The sequence below is a fragment of the Cloacibacterium sp. DMC96 genome (assembly GCF_056313765.1).
In genome coordinates, this window is sequence record NZ_JBQUZQ010000001.1 from 1,621,988 (window position 1) to 1,639,696 (window position 17,709).

The 17,709-nt window shown below is 32.8% G+C and carries 17 protein-coding genes; 13 read left to right on the top strand and 4 right to left on the bottom strand.

The window, feature by feature from the left end; genetic code table 11:
• Positions 1 to 29 precede the first annotated feature (29 nt).
• Entirely contained in the window at positions 30 to 770 is a 741-nt protein-coding gene (locus ACT53I_RS07250; RefSeq protein ID WP_476079073.1) for a hypothetical protein, read from the top strand.
• A gap of 31 nt (positions 771 to 801) precedes the next feature.
• Here the strand turns inward: ACT53I_RS07250 and recO are convergent, their stop codons facing one another.
• The 4 genes from recO to ACT53I_RS07270 are packed head-to-tail and all read right to left on the bottom strand — an operon-like array spanning position 802 to position 5,431.
• Positions 802 to 1,485, bottom strand: a complete 684-nt coding sequence (recO, locus tag ACT53I_RS07255) for a DNA repair protein RecO (RefSeq protein ID WP_371487416.1) — start codon at positions 1,483 to 1,485, stop codon at positions 802 to 804.
• Positions 1,485 to 3,722 carry a type IX secretion system anionic LPS delivery protein PorZ gene (porZ, locus tag ACT53I_RS07260; protein WP_476079074.1) on the bottom strand — a complete coding sequence of 746 codons (2,238 nt, stop codon included), beginning with the start codon at positions 3,720 to 3,722 and terminating at the stop codon, positions 1,485 to 1,487. Before porZ ends, recO begins: the two co-directional genes overlap by 1 nt.
• Before the next feature lie 9 nt (positions 3,723 to 3,731).
• On the bottom strand, positions 3,732 to 4,682 hold the full coding sequence (locus ACT53I_RS07265) for a bifunctional metallophosphatase/5'-nucleotidase (protein WP_104793362.1): 951 nt from the start codon (positions 4,680 to 4,682) through the stop codon (positions 3,732 to 3,734).
• Positions 4,682 to 5,431, bottom strand: coding sequence for a 5'-nucleotidase C-terminal domain-containing protein (locus tag ACT53I_RS07270; RefSeq protein ID WP_476079075.1), 750 nt, complete (start codon positions 5,429 to 5,431; stop codon positions 4,682 to 4,684). Before ACT53I_RS07270 ends, ACT53I_RS07265 begins: the two co-directional genes overlap by 1 nt.
• A gap of 343 nt (positions 5,432 to 5,774) precedes the next feature.
• On the opposite strand from ACT53I_RS07270, the gene dapA reads away from it, so the two are divergent.
• From dapA to ACT53I_RS07330, 12 genes are all read left to right on the top strand, one after another.
• On the top strand, positions 5,775 to 6,647 hold the full coding sequence (gene dapA / locus ACT53I_RS07275; RefSeq protein ID WP_371487424.1) for a 4-hydroxy-tetrahydrodipicolinate synthase: 873 nt from the start codon (positions 5,775 to 5,777) through the stop codon (positions 6,645 to 6,647).
• Positions 6,648 to 6,745: 98 nt separating this feature from the next.
• Positions 6,746 to 7,708 carry a YjgN family protein gene (locus ACT53I_RS07280; protein WP_476079076.1) on the top strand — a complete coding sequence of 321 codons (963 nt, stop codon included), beginning with the start codon at positions 6,746 to 6,748 and terminating at the stop codon, positions 7,706 to 7,708.
• Entirely contained in the window at positions 7,709 to 8,773 is a 1,065-nt protein-coding gene (locus ACT53I_RS07285; protein WP_476079077.1) for a M48 family metallopeptidase, read from the top strand.
• Positions 8,770 to 9,258, top strand: a complete 489-nt coding sequence (locus ACT53I_RS07290; RefSeq protein ID WP_476079078.1) for a GNAT family N-acetyltransferase — start codon at positions 8,770 to 8,772, stop codon at positions 9,256 to 9,258. The genes ACT53I_RS07285 and ACT53I_RS07290 overlap by 4 nt, the downstream gene beginning before the upstream one ends.
• 69 nt (positions 9,259 to 9,327) lie before the next feature.
• The gene (locus ACT53I_RS07295; protein ID WP_476079079.1) at positions 9,328 to 9,717 is read left to right on the top strand and encodes a hypothetical protein; all 390 of its coding nucleotides are present in this window, start codon (positions 9,328 to 9,330) and stop codon (positions 9,715 to 9,717) included.
• Between the two features lie 66 nt (positions 9,718 to 9,783).
• The gene (locus ACT53I_RS07300; protein WP_476079080.1) at positions 9,784 to 12,954 is read left to right on the top strand and encodes an efflux RND transporter permease subunit; all 3,171 of its coding nucleotides are present in this window, start codon (positions 9,784 to 9,786) and stop codon (positions 12,952 to 12,954) included.
• Between the two features lie 119 nt (positions 12,955 to 13,073).
• Positions 13,074 to 14,294 carry a TolC family protein gene (locus ACT53I_RS07305; RefSeq protein ID WP_476079081.1) on the top strand — a complete coding sequence of 407 codons (1,221 nt, stop codon included), beginning with the start codon at positions 13,074 to 13,076 and terminating at the stop codon, positions 14,292 to 14,294.
• A 7-nt stretch (positions 14,295 to 14,301) separates the two neighbouring features.
• Positions 14,302 to 14,868: a cytochrome b/b6 domain-containing protein gene (locus ACT53I_RS07310; protein WP_476079082.1), complete on the top strand. Its 567-nt coding sequence runs from the start codon at positions 14,302 to 14,304 to the stop codon at positions 14,866 to 14,868.
• Between the two features lie 51 nt (positions 14,869 to 14,919).
• Positions 14,920 to 16,053, top strand: a complete 1,134-nt coding sequence (locus tag ACT53I_RS07315) for an efflux RND transporter periplasmic adaptor subunit (protein ID WP_476079083.1) — start codon at positions 14,920 to 14,922, stop codon at positions 16,051 to 16,053.
• 66 nt (positions 16,054 to 16,119) lie between these two features.
• Positions 16,120 to 16,563, top strand: a complete 444-nt coding sequence (locus ACT53I_RS07320; protein ID WP_476079084.1) for a thioredoxin family protein — start codon at positions 16,120 to 16,122, stop codon at positions 16,561 to 16,563.
• 1 nt (position 16,564) lies between these two features.
• Entirely contained in the window at positions 16,565 to 17,485 is a 921-nt protein-coding gene (locus ACT53I_RS07325; RefSeq protein ID WP_476079085.1) for an FAD:protein FMN transferase, read from the top strand.
• A gap of 2 nt (positions 17,486 to 17,487) precedes the next feature.
• Positions 17,488 to 17,706: a DUF4266 domain-containing protein gene (locus tag ACT53I_RS07330; RefSeq protein WP_104793350.1), complete on the top strand. Its 219-nt coding sequence runs from the start codon at positions 17,488 to 17,490 to the stop codon at positions 17,704 to 17,706.
• Positions 17,707 to 17,709 lie beyond the last annotated feature (3 nt).

Sequence of the window (17,709 nt, forward strand, 5' to 3'; positions counted from 1 at the left end):
ATTAAACAAATCTAAAGGATAAAAAACTTATGAAAAAAATATTTTTGTTTCTTGCTTTAGCTTCTCTAGCTATCACATCATGTAATAATGATGATGACAATAACAGCACTACAGAAGAAGTGAGTATAGAAACTCAGAATACATATGATGATGAGGCCATTCAAAAATTTTTAAAAGACAACTATTTTGATTCTAGAGGAAATATCGTAGCATTTAGCAGTACTTCTACCACAGATGATAATGAAAAACCTCTATCTGATTACAATCCCGTAAAACTTAATTCTGGAGTAATTTATATCAGCAGATACACTCCTAATAATGGAAAAGCAATCGCTGCGACTGATAAAATTAGAATCATGCACAATACACAAACTTATGTAGCTGTAAAAGGCAGTGATAATGTAGTGAAATTTGACTCCAAATATCCTTTTAGAACAACTATTATTAGTAGTGGAACACCAGAAATAGACCCTGCTTATTATCATGTAAGAACAAGTGTGTTAAACAAGTATAACACCGATAATAACACTACGAAAACCAGATCATTCTACGAAATGGAAGGTTTTCAAGAAGCCATTAAAAATTTCCAAAGCTGTGAAATTGCAGATGATGCTAATTATAATTTACAAGGTGTTATTATAGTGCCATCTAGAGCAGCTTATGCAAGAGATGAACATTTTGCATTTTCATCTTTTAGTTTCAGAAATAGAACATTTGTTTTCAATTTTCAAGTATATAAAACTGAAACAAGAACATCAGCAGAAGACTAAAAAATATAACCGCCTAATTAGGCGGTTTTTTTTATTCAAAAACTTCTAAAATTACAGGTAAAGATTTAGGTGAATAAAATTCTGGAAAATGCATTTTATAGTATTGTAAAATAGAATCTAATAAAGATTTTCTGTATTTTTTTTCAATTATAAAATCTTCATCTATTTCTTGGTTTAAAATTTTCTTCCAAAGAAAAGACAGTTCTTCATCTACTTCTTTTTGAGTAATTTCTTCTTGGAAAACTCCCTTTTCAATATTTAAAAATTTTTCTTCGGACACCAATGGAGAAATACCAAAAAACTGAAGCATCCTAATCAGAAAAAAGTAATGCGCATGCATCTTTTTCTCTAAAATTTTCTGTTTGAAAAATTTAATTTCTTGATAAAGAGCAACGTTCTGACTTTCGTTCTTCAAAATTTGATTGAGAAAATCCGAAAGAAAAAAAATCACCGCGTTCTGATGAACATTTACCTCATCTGGTAACTTCTCATTCAGTTCTACCTTTTTAATCGTTGGAAGGTTGCCGTGATGACTTGAAAAGGTAATTCCCAGTTCATTAAGCGGCGAAAGAAAGGCTTTCTTTTTGTTTTTAGCAGAATATATTCCTCTCATGAAAAACGACTGAAAACCGCTTTCTAATGTATAACAATGCAGAATAGCATCATAATCTCCATATTTAATGTATGAGAGTAAAAATCCTGTGTTTTTATCCATTAATTCACCACTGCAATTTTCGCGGTAGCTTTATCGGTTCCATCTTCATTGGTCATTAAGACAAAATAAATTCCCGAGGCTACTCTAATACCTTTTTGATTATTGAGATTCCATTCGTAATAACCTCCTCTTGCTACTGCTTGATGCACTACGTTTCCTGCTGCATCTGTAATTCTAATATTGGTTTTTTCAGCAAGTCCCGTAATTTTTACATTTCCTCTGTATTGACTTGTAACGACTGGATTTGGATAAACTTTTATCTCAGAAAAATCGCTAGAAACATTGATTACATCTCCTTGATAGACCACAATTCCATCAAAGGTTACAAAATAAACCTTTCCTGTTTTAGGGTCAACTTTTATATCTGTCACTACATCACTTGGTAATGGTGAATTTACTTTTGTAAAATGAGAAATGGTATTTTCTCCATTAGAACTGAGGTAAAACACGCCTCCACCTTCTACAGAAACCCATTTTTGATTCCCTGAATCTACTTCTACCTGAAGAATCACCAAATCTTTAAAAAGTTCTTCGGGAATTCCGTTTTGAGTAATAACAATAGGCTCTGCTTTATTATCAGTATTATTAATTGCATTAGAAGCGTTTGGTAAAATTCTAAGACCTAGTCTAGTTCCTATCCAAATGTCATCATTTTTATCTATCGCTGCTGAAACACTTCCAGAAGCTGCCAATCCATTTTTGGAATTAATCAGTATGGTTTTATCATCTGAAAAACTAAGCGGTGTATTTTTATAATCAGAAATAATCAAACCTCCCGGATTATAATAAGGAGACGGAATAAATAATTTTCCTTCTTTTACAAGTGGCTTCTGCATACTACCCGCAGAAATTAATGAATTAATAACAAACTGATCGGTAGATTTATCATAAACATAGACACCTTCTGTATATTTCTGATTTTGCAAAAGTCCAACGGAACAAAAAAGTTGACTACTTTCATCAAAAACACAACCAGCAGGTCTGTTATAAAAGTTATTAGCATCTGTTTGGTTATATGCTTTTACAAAAACATTGTTATCCATTTTATAAATCCCTTTTTCTCCTGCTCTAAATGAATAATTGGCAAAGAAAACTTCGGATGGTTTAGAAGGATTAGGAACTACATCTAAAATATTCCAAACGAAAGTAGAACTTTTGAAATAATTAGGATAATTCCATTTATTCCCATCAAAATGATAATACCCTAAACCTGTATAAAACGGAGTATTATAACCATCTCTTCCTCCCGTAGAAACCCATAGTTGATTATCTAAAAGGCTAATCTTGTACGAAATGTTAGAATATGGACCATCTGGTTTATAGGAGTTTTTAGACTCATCATAAATTCCTGAAAGTTTAGTTCCTGTATAAATTTGATTGTTTACAACAAAAGCCGTATTAACTTCTTCTGCGATATCTATTGTTTTTTGCAAAGTTCCTGTAAGTGTATACGCGTATACTTTGGTTTGGTCTGCAACAATAATTTGGGAATCGGTAACTTTAATGTCTTTAATTTTGGTAAAACTTTGCGGAATTGAACTTAAACTTCCCACATTACCATAATACGCCGTATTGTTATTAGATAATACCAAAGTTGCTTTAGAATCTATTTGTGTATAATTTCCTGCTGCGGAATTCCAATTGCTGTACACCGAAAAAGTTACGTCTATAGGATGATATTTAAGACTGGTTCCTGTAATCGCATAAACCGTATTGTCTTTTATGGTGGCTTCTAAAACTTTTTCGTAAGAAGTACCATTAAAAAAGAAACAAGTATCCCCAAATTCTTTTTTGGTGATGTTAAAAATAGAAACGCCATAACCTACAGAAATCACGGCTTTGTCTCCATTGATAGAAATATTATTAATCGTTTTACTTCCTGTGTAACTTTGAGAAAGCGGAATATCTACCACATACGTTACACCATCTGCAGTTACCACATCTAGATTACCAGATTTATAACCTATAATTGCTGTATTGGTAGCAGCGTCATAGTCAAAAGCCGAAATTTTCACTTCATGCAAACCATTGGCTTTAGAAAGTTTGGTAATTTCACCTGAAATGGTGTTGTAATAAAAAACTCCATTTTCGGTTGCTGCAATGATTTTACCGTCTTTTTCTTTGAAAGCCAAAACATTATTGTAAGAGAACAAATCGCTCCACTTACTATTGGTGTTTTGCGAAAACACTGAAAAATACAAAAAGAGCAGTAAAAAGACTAATATATTTTTTTTCATCATCAATTTTTAACCTAAAATGCTATCATCTATAACTTGATTATTCCATGAAATATTTTGTAAACTCTTATTTTTGTCAAAATAAAAATCTATTCTTCCTAAAAGCAATCCAGCCCAACCTACTTGATTCACCAAAACGTTTTTGCCACTTTTATTGGTAAAAGATTGTGGTTCTGGTAAAAAAGTATGAGTATGACCTCCTAAAATTAAATCAATATTATCTGTCTGAGCTGCTAATTTTTTATCAGAAATTTTATCCGCATCATCTCTATAATCATAACCAATGTGTGATAGACAAATTACCAAATCACAACCTTTTTCTTTTCTCAGAAAATCTGCATAATGCTGTGCGATTTCTACTGGATTCAAATATTTAGTTTCCTGGTATTGTTTCTTGCCCACCAATCCATCTAACTCTATTCCCACTCCGAAAAGACCAACTTTAATTCCATCTTTTTTGAAGATTTTATATTTTTCGGTTTTTCCATCAAGAATGGTATTGCTGAAATCATAATTAGAAGTGATAAAAGGGAATTTAGCATTCGGTAAAGCCTTCAAGAAACCTTCTAAACCATTATCGAAATCATGATTTCCCATAGTTGCAGCATCATAACCCATCATAGACATTAATTTAAATTCTAGTTCGCCTCCATAAAAATTAAAATACGGTGTTCCTTGAAAAATATCTCCTGCATCTAATAACAGAACATTTTTTTCTTGACTTCTAATCTGCTGAATTAAGGTAGCACGTCTTGCAAAACCTCCCTGATTAGGATTTCTAGAATAACTAGAATCAAAAGGTTCTATTCTACTGTGTTGGTCATTGGTATGTAAAACGGTCAATTTATAAGCCGCATTTTTATCTAGAATACTTTTTTGACTGGCAAAAACTAAATTAGGCGCTAAAGAAAGTGCTAATGTTCCGCCTCCTACTGTTTTTAAAAATTCTTTTCTGTTCATTAGTTTTTCCCTTTAAAATTTAAACGAATGTCTTTATTAGCTTTTACTTCTGGATTTTTCTTGAAATATTCTAAAAATAAATCTCTTAATTTAATTCCTGTAGAAATCAATTCTCCTTTGCTGAAAAACTTCATATTATCACCACCCAGAGCAAGATAATCAGATGTAGCGATGTAATACACCTTATTATCTTCTACATTTTTCCCATCGATTAAAGCTTGACTAATTTTACCGTTTTCTGTTTCGATATAAAGATGAGAAACAGGGTTATTTTTCTGTGTTTCTAGATAATATTGAAATAAACCTCTTAAATCACTCCCTTTCATTTTTACAATTACCACTTCATTTTCAAAAGGCATTACTTCGAAAACATGTTTGGTCAAAATATCTCCTGCACCAATCGTAGAACGAATTCCGCCAATGTTAATTACCGCAGCGTCTATGTCAATATTATTTTTTTCGCCCCATTCTTCTGCTCCTTCATAAGTGAAATCTGCCAAAAGGTTCCCTAAATTAGAATTGTCTCCCGATTTATTAAGGTCTACAGAAGTGTAAGAAATTTTAGAATTCATTTTTTTCTCCAACTCTGCTTTATATGGAGCGATAACGGATACAAAATTCTGATTTTCTGCAATTTCAGAAGTGATAGAAGTATTTTTCTGCGGTTGAACTTGAGCCACTTGAAGCGGAGTTCTGCATGCAGAAGCAGTAAGCGCAACGATGGCCAACAACCAAATTTTATTTTTCATGATTTTATAAAAATTGTAATGCAAATATAATTGATTCTGTGTTATTATGAATAGATTTTTTGGCGGGTGTGAACCGAAGAAATTTGCGTAAAAAATAGCCCCGATTGCCTCTTTGTTTTTTTTATATTTTTAAAGGAATCGGCGAAACTCGTGCCTCGTTTTGAAGCGGAAATCCTTTTAAAATTTTCAGGTTTTTTCATTTTATGAAACCTGAGTAAAAAAATTTTAAAAGATTGCAGCGAAAAGCGGGACCAAAAGTGATGAGAATTACTAAACTTCTTGCTCCTGAAAAAAAATTTTTCACTAATTTTGAACAAATTAATTTTTATAACACAATTTAACAATGAGTAACTTAAAAGGAGTAGGTGTAGCATTAGTAACACCTTTCAACGAAGATTTATCAGTAGATTTTGATTCGCTAACGAGATTAGTAGAATACAACATCGAAAATGGCACCAATTATTTAGTAGTTCTAGGAACCACAGCAGAAGCTGCTACTCTTTCTGCAGCAGAAAAACAAGAAGTTATAAAACACGTTATAAAGATTAATAATAAACGTTTGCCATTGGTTTTAGGAATCGGTGGAAACAATACTCTAGAAGTTAAAAAACAAATTGAAGAAGCAGATTTAACGGATTTCGATGCGGTTTTATCGGTATCTCCTTACTATAACAAACCCAACCAAGAAGGACTTTATCAGCATTATAAAATGCTAGCTTCTACAGGAAAACAAATTATTATTTACAACGTTCCGGGAAGAACTGGTCAAAACATAGAGGCTTCTACCACATTGCGTTTAGCGAATGAATTCCCTAATCTTTTTATGATTAAAGAAGCTGCACCAAACATCTTACAATATTTTGATATTTTAAGAAAAAAACCTGCAAATTTCTCTTTAGTTTCTGGAGATGATGAATATACGCTTCCGGTAACTTTAGCAGGTGGAGACGGTGTAATTTCTGTAATTGGACAAGGTTATCCTAAGGAATTTTCTACAATGGTACAACTTGCTTTCGAAGGAAAAGTAAAAGAAGCTTATGAAATTCATAACAAATTGGTAGAAATCACCAGACTTATTTTTGCTGAAGGAAATCCTTGCGGAATTAAAACCGTTTTAGCAGAGAAAGGAATCATCAAAAACTACTTAAGATTGCCTCTAGTTGCTGCTTCTGAAGGTTTACAAGCCAAAATAAAAGCAGAAATGGCAAAAATTTAATCAGAAAAACAATTTTTTACTATATTGAGGCGCGATTTTTTCGCGTCTCAACTTTTATAAAAAAAACAATCATAACTATATAAACTAAGAAAACTTTTATGGAGAAAACTGACATGAGAAACTACTCTTCTTCTTTCAGAGGAAAAGGAAGCGAATTTTTTGGCGTAGTTGTTATCAACTGGCTATTGACCGTTATTACTTTGGGATTATATTATCCTTGGGCAAAAGAAAGAACCCTTAAATATTTGTACGCGAACACTTACCTAGAAAATGACAGATTTCAATTTTCTGGAACAGGAAAAGAAATGTTCATAGGTTTTATTAAAGTATTTGGAATGTTTTTATTCTTGTATTTAGCATTTTTATTTGCTGCACAATCGCAAAACGCGGCACTTTCTGCGATAATTCTTCTTTTATTCTATGCTTTTATTTTAGGAATTATTCCTTTTGCTATTCACGGATTTTACAGATATAGAATGTCTAGAACTTCATGGAGAGGAATAAGATTTGGATACAGAGGAGACAGAAGCACTTTGGTAAAAATGTATTTCAGAGATTTATTTTTGACCATACTTACCTTTGGGATTTATAGCTCTTGGATGACGATTCACCTTAGAAATTATACTTTGAGCAATGTAAAATTTGGGAGCGCATCATTTAAACATCAAGCAAATGGTGATGATTATTTTTTCCTTAATCTTAAAGGAGTAATTTTAACCTATATTACGCTAGGAATTTACAGTTTTTGGTTCCAAAGAGACATCATTAACTTTTATTTTGACCATTTAAGTCTTCATCACAACGATAAAAAGGTTAAATTCAAATCTCACCTTAGTGCAGGAGATATTTTTGAATTATTAATTATCAATTTAATTATTATTGTTTTCACATTAGGTTTAGGTTATGCTTTTGCAGAAGTGAGAACGTTAACTACATTGTTTTCTAAACTTCAGATTTATGGCGATATCGATTTAGACGCGATTCAACAGACTGAAGCAGAATACAAAAACGCTTTCGGAGACGAAGCATTAGATGTAATGGATTTAAGCGGAGTCATCTAAATGAGTTTTACTAAAGCATATGGTAAATATTTTGACGGCCATACTTCTAAACCCTATGATGTAGAGTTAGAAATATGGCCCGAAAAAAAAATTTCCTTTTTTTATAATAATCGAAAACTCAATTGGAATTTCGAGGAGGTTTCTTTTGAAAAAAATAGCGATACACTCTACATTACTAGAAAAGAGAATCATGCAGAGAGTTTGAGAATAGACAATCCTTATGTTATCAATCTTATTTACCAATCTGCTAAAAAATCTCGAAACATTTCTTGGTATCAAAACATTCTAGATTTAGGATTTAAATTCTATGCAATTGCCACTGTTACCGTAGTTGCTGCGATTGCTTTATTTTATGTTTTTGTAATTCCTTGGATGAGTGAACGTGTTACCGAAATCACGCCTGTAGAATTTGACAATAAAATAGGAGATTCTCAATACAACCAGATGGAAAGTATTCTTGTAATTGACCAAAAAAAATCAAGAATCCTCCAAGAATTTGCTTCAAATATCGATTTTGAAACTTCCAGAAAACTGACTTTCAAAGTAGTGAATGACAGCGAAGTCAACGCTTATGCTTTGCCAAACGGAACCATCTTGGTGCATTCAGGAATTTTAGATAAAATCTCTAATTATGAGCAGTTAGCTGCACTTCTTGGTCACGAAGCTACTCACGTGAAAGAAAGACACAGTATCAAAATTCTTTCCAGAGCTATTTCTGGCTACATCATTGTTTCTGCTGTAACTGGCGATGTAAACGGAATTATGTCTACTATTGCAGATAATGCCAATCAATTGAACAATCTATCTTATTCTAGAGATTTTGAAGAATCTTCTGATGCTGGAAGTTATCAGATTCTAAGAAAAAATAAAATCAATCCTAAAGGTTTAGAAGAACTTTTTTCGATTTTAAAGGAAAAGGAAGGCCTAGAAATTCCTAAAATCCTTTCTACACATCCTATTACGAATGACAGAATCAATTTTGCCAAAAAATTAGTTCATCAAAACGAATACACTTCTATTCCGCATCAAGAATTAGAACAACTTTTTACTGAACTCAAAAAATGATCACAAAAGCCACCATAAAAGACATTCCTTTAATTCAAGATTTAGCGCAAAAATCTTGGCGAAGTCACTATCCGGGAATTATTTCTCATGAACAAATAGATTTTATGCTGGATTTAATGTATTCGGAAGAAGAAATCACCCGTCAATTTAATAATCCCAATTATCATTATTATCTTTTGGGTGATGCAGAAAATTTCTATGGAATTATGGGCTTCGAAAATCATTATGAACTCAACACTACTAAACTGCATAGAATCTACATTACCGAAGAAGGAAAAGGAAAAGGTCTCGGAAAAGAAGCCATTCAATTTCTAAAAAATCAAATTCAAGAAGTTGGCGACCAAAGAATTATCCTTGCCGTAAATAAGCAAAATCCATCTTATCATTTTTATCTTTCTCAAGGCTTCAAAGTCTATGAAGAAGGCGTTTTTGACATTGGAAATGGCTTCGTAATGGATGATTACTTGATGGAATGGAATGCATAAATTATTATATCTTTAACATGTCATAGACATTCTCTATTAATTTTTTCACTAACTTTGTGAAATATTTAGATGAAAAGACATTTTTCAATATTTCTCTTAACAATTTACCTCTTTAGTTTTACAGAGGTAAAAGAAGTATTGAAAATCCCTGCATTAATCGAACATTATCAGGAACATAAATCTGAAAATAAAAACATCAGTATTATTGGGTTTATCGCGCTTCATTATTTAAGTGGTAGCCAAAAAGACAGTGACTATGAAAAAGACATGAAACTGCCTTTTAAAGCCCATGAAATTTCTTCCGTTAGCTTTGCAATCCAAGATTTACCAAAATCTTTTGAGCTGAATTTAACTCAAACTAAAAAGTTTTTTGAAGAAAAAAACCAGAACTTTCATTACACTGAAAGTTTTATCAATCCACATTTACTTTCATTTTTTCAACCGCCAGAGCTGATTTAATTTATTGGTATAGAAAACTCATTACTATTTGGTTTTGAGACGTTTCACTCTATAAATTAAATTAAAATGCTTAACAAAATCATAGAATTTTCCATCAAGAATAAACTGATTATTGCTTTATTCACGCTTGGATTAATCATTTATGGAATATTTGAGGTAAGAAAATTACCTATCGATGCGGTACCCGATATTACAGACAATCAGGTACAGATTATTACCGTTTCCCCAAGTTTGGGAGCACCAGATGTAGAAAGATTCATCACTTTTCCACTAGAACAAGCCAATAATAACATTGCAGGAATTAAACAAATGCGTAGTTTTTCGCGTTTCGGGCTTTCTGTAATCACTATTGTTTTTAAAGATGAAGTAGATTTACATTGGGCACGTCAACAAGTTGCAGAAAGGCTTCAGCAAGTTTCTAAAGACATTCCTACCAGTTTGGGAACGCCTTCTATGGCTCCAATTTCTACAGGTTTAGGAGAAATTTATCAATATGTTGTTCGCCCGAAAAAAGGTTATGAACACCGTTACAATGCGATGCAACTCAGAACCATTCAAGATTGGATTGTTCGTAGACAATTATTGGGAACAGAAGGAGTTGCAGATGTAGCGAGTTTTGGTGGAGATTTAAAGCAATATGAAGTTGCCGTAAATCCATCTCAACTGAAATCTATGGGTGTAACCATGACCGAAGTTTTTGATGCATTACAAAAAAACAATCAAAATACTGGTGGCGCTTATATAGAAAAAGGTCCGAGTGTTCTTTTCATCAGAACAGAAGGATTAATGGGAAAAATTACAGATATTGAGAATACTGTAGTAAAAAATTTAGAAGACGGAACTCCAATTTTGATTAAAAATATTGGAACCGTACAATACGGAAAAGCCATCAGATACGGCGCAATGACTTACAACGGAGAAGAAGAAGTTGCAGGAGCTGTGGTGATGATGATGAAAGGAGAAAACTCAAACGAAGTCATTAAAAAAGTAAAAACAAGAATAGAAGAAATCCAAAAAACATTACCAGAAGGCGTAAAAATCGATGCATTCTTAGACCGAACCAAAATGGTAAATAATGCGATCGGAACAGTTGAGAAAAACCTTTTAGAAGGTGCACTAATTGTAGTTTTCGTATTGGTATTATTCCTCGGAAATCTGCGTGCTGGATTTTTGGTCGCTTCTGTCATTCCGCTCTCCATGCTTTTTGCCATCATTATGATGAATATTTTTGGAGTTTCAGGGAATTTAATGAGTCTAGGCGCATTAGATTTCGGATTAATTGTAGATGGTGCCGTCATTATTGTAGAAGCAGTTTTGCATAGATTACAACACTTGAAAATCTATCAAAATCAAAGCATTTCTCAAACCATGATGGATGACGAAGTCTATACTTCTTCCAGCAAAATGATGAATTCGGCGGTGTTTGGACAAATCATTATCCTTATCGTTTACTTACCAATTCTCACTTTAGAAGGCGTAGAAGGCAAAATGTTTATTCCGATGGCGCAAACCGTAATTTTTGCATTATTGGGAGCATTTATTCTTTCTTTGACCTATATCCCAATGATGAGCTCTCTTGTTTTGTCTAAAAAAATTGACAATAAGAAGACCATTTCGGATAAAATGATTGAAAAAATTGAGAAAAACTACGATAAATCATTAGAAAGAGTTTTAAAAATTCCTAATTTAATATTCTTCGGAATTGTTGGTGTATTTTTCTTTGCAGTCTTTATAATGACCAGATTAGGCGGAGAATTTATTCCTAGTCTTCCTGAAGGAGATTTTGCAGTAGACACCAGAGTTTTACCAGGCAGTAATCTGAAAACTTCTACAGATGCTGTTCAAAAGTCATCACAGATTTTAATGAAAAAATTCCCGGAAATTGAAAAAATTGTAGGGAAAACAGGAAGCTCCGAAATCCCAACCGATCCTATGCCAATTGACGCGAGTGACATGATGATTATCTTAAAACCTCGTGCTGAATGGACTTCTGCAAAAACTTATGATGAACTTTCAGAAAAAATGTCCGCCGAATTGAAGAAAAATATGATTGGCGTGACTTACTCTTTCCAATATCCTGTTGCAATGAGATTTAACGAATTAATGACAGGAGCAAGACAAGACGTAGTTTGTAAAATTTTTGGAGAAAATCTTGACACCTTAAAAGTTTATGCTGAAAAATTAGGTCAGATTTCTAAAAAAATTGAAGGCGCACAAAACATTTATGTAGAGCCCGTTTCAGGAATGCCACAGATTGTAATTACTTACAAACGTGAAGCCATGTCACAGTTTGGGCTAAACGTAAGTGATGTAAATAATATCGTGAATACTGCTTTTGCAGGACAAGCTACAGGCTCTGTATTCGAAGGAGAAAAGAAATTTGATTTGGTGGTTCGTTTAGACGGAACCCAAAGAAAAAATGTAGATGATGTAAACAACTTACTCATTTCTACTCCTTCTGGAATTGAAATTCCACTCAGTACAGTTGCCAATGTAGAATTAAAAGAAAGTATTAACCAAATTCAGCGTGAAAATGCTCAGCGAAGAATCATCGTTGGCTTCAATGTTAGAAACCGAGATATACAGTCTACGGTAGAAGATTTACAACAAAATGTAGAAAAACAATTGAAACTTCCTGCTGGTTATTCCATAAAATATGGTGGTACTTTTGAAAATCTTCAACAAGCAAAATCACGTTTAGCAATAGCCGTTCCGGTGAGTTTGTTATTAATTTTATTGATGCTGTATTTTGCGTTTAATTCCGTAAAATACGGATTGCTCATCTTCTCTGCCATTCCGCTTTCTGCGATTGGAGGAATCCTCTCACTCTGGTTAAGAGATATGAATTTTAGTATTTCTGCTGGAGTAGGTTTCATCGCATTATTTGGGGTTGCGGTTTTAAATGGTATCGTTCTTATTTCGGAATTTAACCGCCAAAAAACAATACAACCAGATTTAAAAACTGCAGTAATCATAGGTGGTAGAACGAGATTAAGACCCGTTTTAATGACTGCATTTGTTGCATCTTTAGGATTTTTGCCAATGGCAATTTCTACAGGTGAAGGTGCAGAAGTGCAGAGACCTCTCGCTACAGTTGTAATTGGTGGTTTATTATTAGCCACTTACCTTACTCTTTATCTATTACCTGTAATGTACATTTGGTTCGAAAAACACTTCCAAGATACACGTAGAAATTTACATGAAATGAGTGATGACGAAGATGGTTATCAGTTATAATGAAAGATGAAAGATGAAGGATGAAAATTAATAAATTTAGATGATCCTTTGCGTTCTTAAACTATTCTATAACATATTAAAAAAAATCTTCGCGCTCTTTGCGTTAAAATTAATTTAAAATGAAAGATAAATTTTTAAAAATATTCACTTTTCTAATTTTTGGAATGGGATTTTCACAAACTCCTATTTCACTAGAAAGTGCTATCAATAAAGCCCTGAACAATAACTTAGCCATCAAAGACGGAACATTAAAGGTACAATACCAAGAAAAAATGCAACGTTCTGCTACCGTTATTGACCCATTGATGATTTCAGGAGAAATCGGGCAAATGAATTCAGCTTATGTTGACAATAAATTTTCGGTTTCTCAAACGATTAGATTGCCAAAATTTTACAACAGTCAGAAGAAAGTTTTAGCAGAAGAATATAAAAATTCTACGCTACAATTGGATGTTCATAAGTGGCTAATAAAAAAAGAAATTTCTTTGATTTACAACGAGTTAAAATATCTAGACGAGAAGAAAAAACTGCTCAAAAAAGCAGACAGCATCTTTTCTCAGTACTACAAAAGAGCAGAACTCAGACTGAAAAAAGGAGAAAGCAATCTTCTAGAAAAAGCGACTGCCGAAAACTTGAGAAGTCAAGCAGAATTACAACTCAATGCACTCGAAAAAGACAGAGAAATTGCTTTGCAGAAATTTAATTTCCTCATCAATGATGGAACTTTTTATCAAAATGATAAAGAAAAATACACTGTTTTAGATATTAACAATCTTGGCGAAAATTTCTCAGGAAATCCACTTATTTTAAAACAGTTAGAGCAAGAAAAAAACATTCAAAACGCTAAACTTTTGGCTGAAAAATCTAAGCTTACTCCTAGTTTTAACATTGGATACAACAATATGTCAATGTACGGAACTGGTGCAGATGATAAATTCTATGAGCGTTCGGCAAGATTTCACTCTGGAATGGTCGGAATAGGTTTACCTGTTTTTAATTCAGCTCAGAAATCAGTGATTGAAGCTCAGAAAATCAACCAACAAATCGCTGAAAATAATTATCAGCTGGGTTCATTAAAACTGAAAAATCAATACACACAGAACTTTAATCTTTATCAAAAACTAACGAACGAGATTTCTTACTATCAAAAAACAGGTTTGGCAAACAGCGAAAGCATCTTAAAAACCGCCAATAACCAATATTATAACGGAGAAATCAATTATTTAGAATGGACTCTTTTAGTGAATCAAGCATTTGAAATTGAAAACAAATACACGGATCGATTAAAAGAACTCAATGACATTATTATAGAAATAAACGCGCTGAAAAGCGAAAATTAATTAAAAGATGAAAAAATTTACCGCAACACATAGAATTATACATTGGGTTATCGCAATTTCAATGTTAGTATTATTAGCCACTGGATTTTTAAGAATGTATTGGATGGGCAGAAAAACCATTTCTGCTGCTATCAATAACGAACTTACCGCTAAAGGTTTAGCATTACCAGAAGAAAGCGTTCGTGCTATTGCAAAATCCATTATCAATCCAATGTTTGAGTGGCACGTTAACTTTGCTTATGTACTCGTTTTTGCTTTTGTTTTAAGGATAATTTATATGCTGGTAAAAGGCATTAAATTCCCTAATCCTTTTTCTAAAACGGCTTCTGGAAAAGAAAAATTCCAAGGAACTATTTATTTTATTTTCTACTTTTTAGTGGCGGTAGAAGCTGCAACAGGTATGATGCTAAAATTTGAATTAGCAGGAGAAGATATTTTAGAAAAAGCCGAAGAAATTCACAAACTAGCCATTTATTGGATGCCAGGATTCATCGTCCTTCATTTTGTAGGAATTACCATTGCCGAATTGACCAACAAAAAAAGAATTGTTTCTAAAATGATTGGAGGAGAATAATCCTTAATCAAATGAAAATTTTAATTTTTTTAAGCAAAAAATGAATCAAAAATGAAAAAAATAATTTCAATTATAACGATAACGCTTCTACTCTTTTCTTGTGGCAAAAAAGAAGAAACTGCCAAAGAAGAATTTGAAGTAGTAGCCGCTGAAAACCAAATTACACTAAACGCTAACCAAATCAAAAATGCAGGTATAGAAACAGGAAATTTAGGATACGAAGATATTTCAGCAAAAATTATATTAAATGGAACGATAGATGTTCCGCCACAGAATTTAGCAAGCGTTTCTGCACCAAGTGGTGGCTATGTGCGTTTTATTCGTCATATGCCAGGAATGCATGTAGACAAAGGCGAAACTTTGGCTGTTTTAGAAGATCCACAGATTGTTCAGTTGCAGCAAGATTATCTTTTGGCAAAATCTAATTTAGGTTACGCACAAAAAGATTATGCTAGACAAAGTGAATTAAATCAAAGCAAAGCCGCATCAGATAAAGCGATGCAACTCGCCCAAACTGAAGCTCAAAATCAAAATATTTTGATGAGAGGAATGGCCGAAAAACTGAGAGCTCTTGGAATAAATCCAAATAACTTGAACGCTGGAAATATCAAAAGAAGTGTAGCCGTTACATCACCAGTTTCTGGTTATATTTCTAGTGTAAATGTGAAAATGGGACAATATGTTTCGCCTACAGAAAGACTTTTTGATGTAGTAAATACGGGAGATATTCATCTTGCACTGAAGGTTTTTGAAAAAGATTTAAATAAAATTGCTTTGAACCAAAGAGTTTTTGCCTATACCAATCAAAATCCTGATAAAAAATACGCCGCTAATGTTATTTTAATCGGTAGAGATTTTCAGCCAGACAAATCTGTGATTATTCATTGTCATTTTATAGAATATGATAAGAGTTTAATTCCTGGAACTTACATGAATGCAGAAGTAGAAACCCAAACTGAAACAGGCAATACTGTTCCAGATGATGCAGTAGTTACTTGGGAAGGCAAACAATATATTTTTGAAGAAATTCAACCAAAAACCTATAAAATGTTTCCTGTAACCATAGGAAATTCGGAAAATGGTAGAACAGAAATTTTGAACCTTGACGAAAAGGCTAAAAACAAGAAATTTGTAACGAAAGGAGCATATTATCTATTGATGGGACTTAAAAATGTAGAAGAATAAATATTTTCTAAAACATTTTTATAATAATTACACAATTTACAACGTTACAATTAAAAATTTAAATAAATGAGAACTAAAAAGGTAATATTCAGTATATTACTACTCTTCAGCCTATTCGTTTTTTCACAAGAAAAATTTAGCAAGTTTCAACAAATTAAAGACGCTGCTCAACAGGAAAACAAAAGTATTCTACTCAAATTTTCGGGCTCAGACTGGTGCATTCCATGTATTAAGCTGCAAAAAAAAGTGATTGATGACCCTGTTTTCCAAGAGTATATTTCTAAAAAACTAGTCTATGTAGAAGCAGATTTCCCTAGAAAAAAAGGGAAATTAAGTGCCGACATCATAACAAGAAACAAAGAATTAGCAGACATTTACAATAAACAAGGCGTTTTTCCTAAAATGGTCTTATTGAATGCTAATGGCAAAATTCTAAAAACTTGGGAAGGTTTTGATAATGCGACTGTAAATACGATGATTCAAGAAATTAATCAATCTACTGGTAAATAATATGCAAAAAAAACTGACCCAACTTTTGATGGGAAATCGGTTTGAAATTACTGTAGAAGCCAAAACAGATGCAGAAGCAGATTTTTTTCTAAAAAAAGCGGTAGAAGAAATTTCTAGAATAGAAGCATTACTCTCTACTTATCAATCTACCAGCGAAACCAATCTCATCAATGAAAATGCAGGAATAAAACCTGTAAAAGTGAGTGATGAAACTTTTTCGATTATCGCAAGGTCTAAGAAAATTTCTGAAATTACTCAGGGAGCTTTTGATATTACTTACGGCTCTATTGATAAACGTTTTTGGAATTTTGATACCGAAATGACTTCGCTTCCAGATGAAGATTTGGCTCAAAAAAGCATCGCTTTAATTGATTACAGAAATATAGAACTCAATGCAGAGCACAAAACCGTTTTCCTGAAAAACAAGGGAATGAGAATTGGTTTTGGAGGCATTGGAAAAGGCTATGCTGCAGAAAAAGCCAAAAATCTACTAAAAAGTCTTGGCGTAAAAGCAGGAATCATCAATGCTTCAGGAGATTTATCTTGTTGGGGAATCCCCGAAAACGGAAAATATTGGACCATAGGAATTGCGCATCCTGATTTTTCAGGAATGCCATTTTCTACGCTTGAAGTAACAGATTTAGCCATCGCAACATCTGGAAATTATGAAAAATTCGTGATGATTGATGGCAAAAAATATTCGCATACCATAGACCCAAAAACAGGATTTCCTATTCATGGAATTAAAAGCGTAACAGTAATTAGTCCAAACGCAGAAATTTCTGATGCTTTCGCAACACCTATTTCGATTATGGGCATAAAAGCTGGACTTTCTTTGATTAATCAAATGAAAGATATAGAATGCATCATCATAGATGATGATAACAATATTTATTACTCAGAAAACATCAAAATCATATAAAAATGAACTCTATTAAAGTATTTTTTGCACTATTCTTCGTCTCGATAATGGTGCAAAACTGCGTTTCTGTAAAAGAATACGAAAAAAACTATGTGAACGATAGTGAAATGCAACTTTCTACCAAAAAATCTGCAAAAACAGAAAATAATTTTCTTTTATACAGAGAAGCAGCTTCTGGTGCAGATGGTGGAAAAAACGGTGGCGGTTGCGGTTGCAACTAAGTA

What these genes read in the sequence shown, in the direction of transcription:
- ACT53I_RS07305 (WP_476079081.1), top strand. Translation starts at nt 13,074, where the DNA reads ATGAAAGATAAATTTTTAAAAATATTCACTTTTCTAATTTTTGGAATG.
- ACT53I_RS07285 (WP_476079077.1), top strand. Translation starts at nt 7,709, where the DNA reads ATGAGTTTTACTAAAGCATATGGTAAATATTTTGACGGCCATACTTCT.
- porZ (WP_476079074.1), bottom strand. Translation starts at nt 3,722, where the DNA reads ATGAAAAAAAATATATTAGTCTTTTTACTGCTCTTTTTGTATTTTTCA.
- ACT53I_RS07325 (WP_476079085.1), top strand. Translation starts at nt 16,565, where the DNA reads ATGCAAAAAAAACTGACCCAACTTTTGATGGGAAATCGGTTTGAAATT.
- ACT53I_RS07315 (WP_476079083.1), top strand. Translation starts at nt 14,920, where the DNA reads ATGAAAAAAATAATTTCAATTATAACGATAACGCTTCTACTCTTTTCT.
- ACT53I_RS07310 (WP_476079082.1), top strand. Translation starts at nt 14,302, where the DNA reads ATGAAAAAATTTACCGCAACACATAGAATTATACATTGGGTTATCGCA.
- ACT53I_RS07295 (WP_476079079.1), top strand. Translation starts at nt 9,328, where the DNA reads ATGAAAAGACATTTTTCAATATTTCTCTTAACAATTTACCTCTTTAGT.
- ACT53I_RS07265 (WP_104793362.1), bottom strand. Translation starts at nt 4,682, where the DNA reads ATGAACAGAAAAGAATTTTTAAAAACAGTAGGAGGCGGAACATTAGCA.
- ACT53I_RS07290 (WP_476079078.1), top strand. Translation starts at nt 8,770, where the DNA reads ATGATCACAAAAGCCACCATAAAAGACATTCCTTTAATTCAAGATTTA.
- ACT53I_RS07250 (WP_476079073.1), top strand. Translation starts at nt 30, where the DNA reads ATGAAAAAAATATTTTTGTTTCTTGCTTTAGCTTCTCTAGCTATCACA.
- ACT53I_RS07300 (WP_476079080.1), top strand. Translation starts at nt 9,784, where the DNA reads ATGCTTAACAAAATCATAGAATTTTCCATCAAGAATAAACTGATTATT.
- ACT53I_RS07270 (WP_476079075.1), bottom strand. Translation starts at nt 5,431, where the DNA reads ATGAAAAATAAAATTTGGTTGTTGGCCATCGTTGCGCTTACTGCTTCT.
- ACT53I_RS07330 (WP_104793350.1), top strand. Translation starts at nt 17,488, where the DNA reads ATGAACTCTATTAAAGTATTTTTTGCACTATTCTTCGTCTCGATAATG.
- dapA (WP_371487424.1), top strand. Translation starts at nt 5,775, where the DNA reads ATGAGTAACTTAAAAGGAGTAGGTGTAGCATTAGTAACACCTTTCAAC.
- ACT53I_RS07320 (WP_476079084.1), top strand. Translation starts at nt 16,120, where the DNA reads ATGAGAACTAAAAAGGTAATATTCAGTATATTACTACTCTTCAGCCTA.
- recO (WP_371487416.1), bottom strand. Translation starts at nt 1,485, where the DNA reads ATGGATAAAAACACAGGATTTTTACTCTCATACATTAAATATGGAGAT.
- ACT53I_RS07280 (WP_476079076.1), top strand. Translation starts at nt 6,746, where the DNA reads ATGGAGAAAACTGACATGAGAAACTACTCTTCTTCTTTCAGAGGAAAA.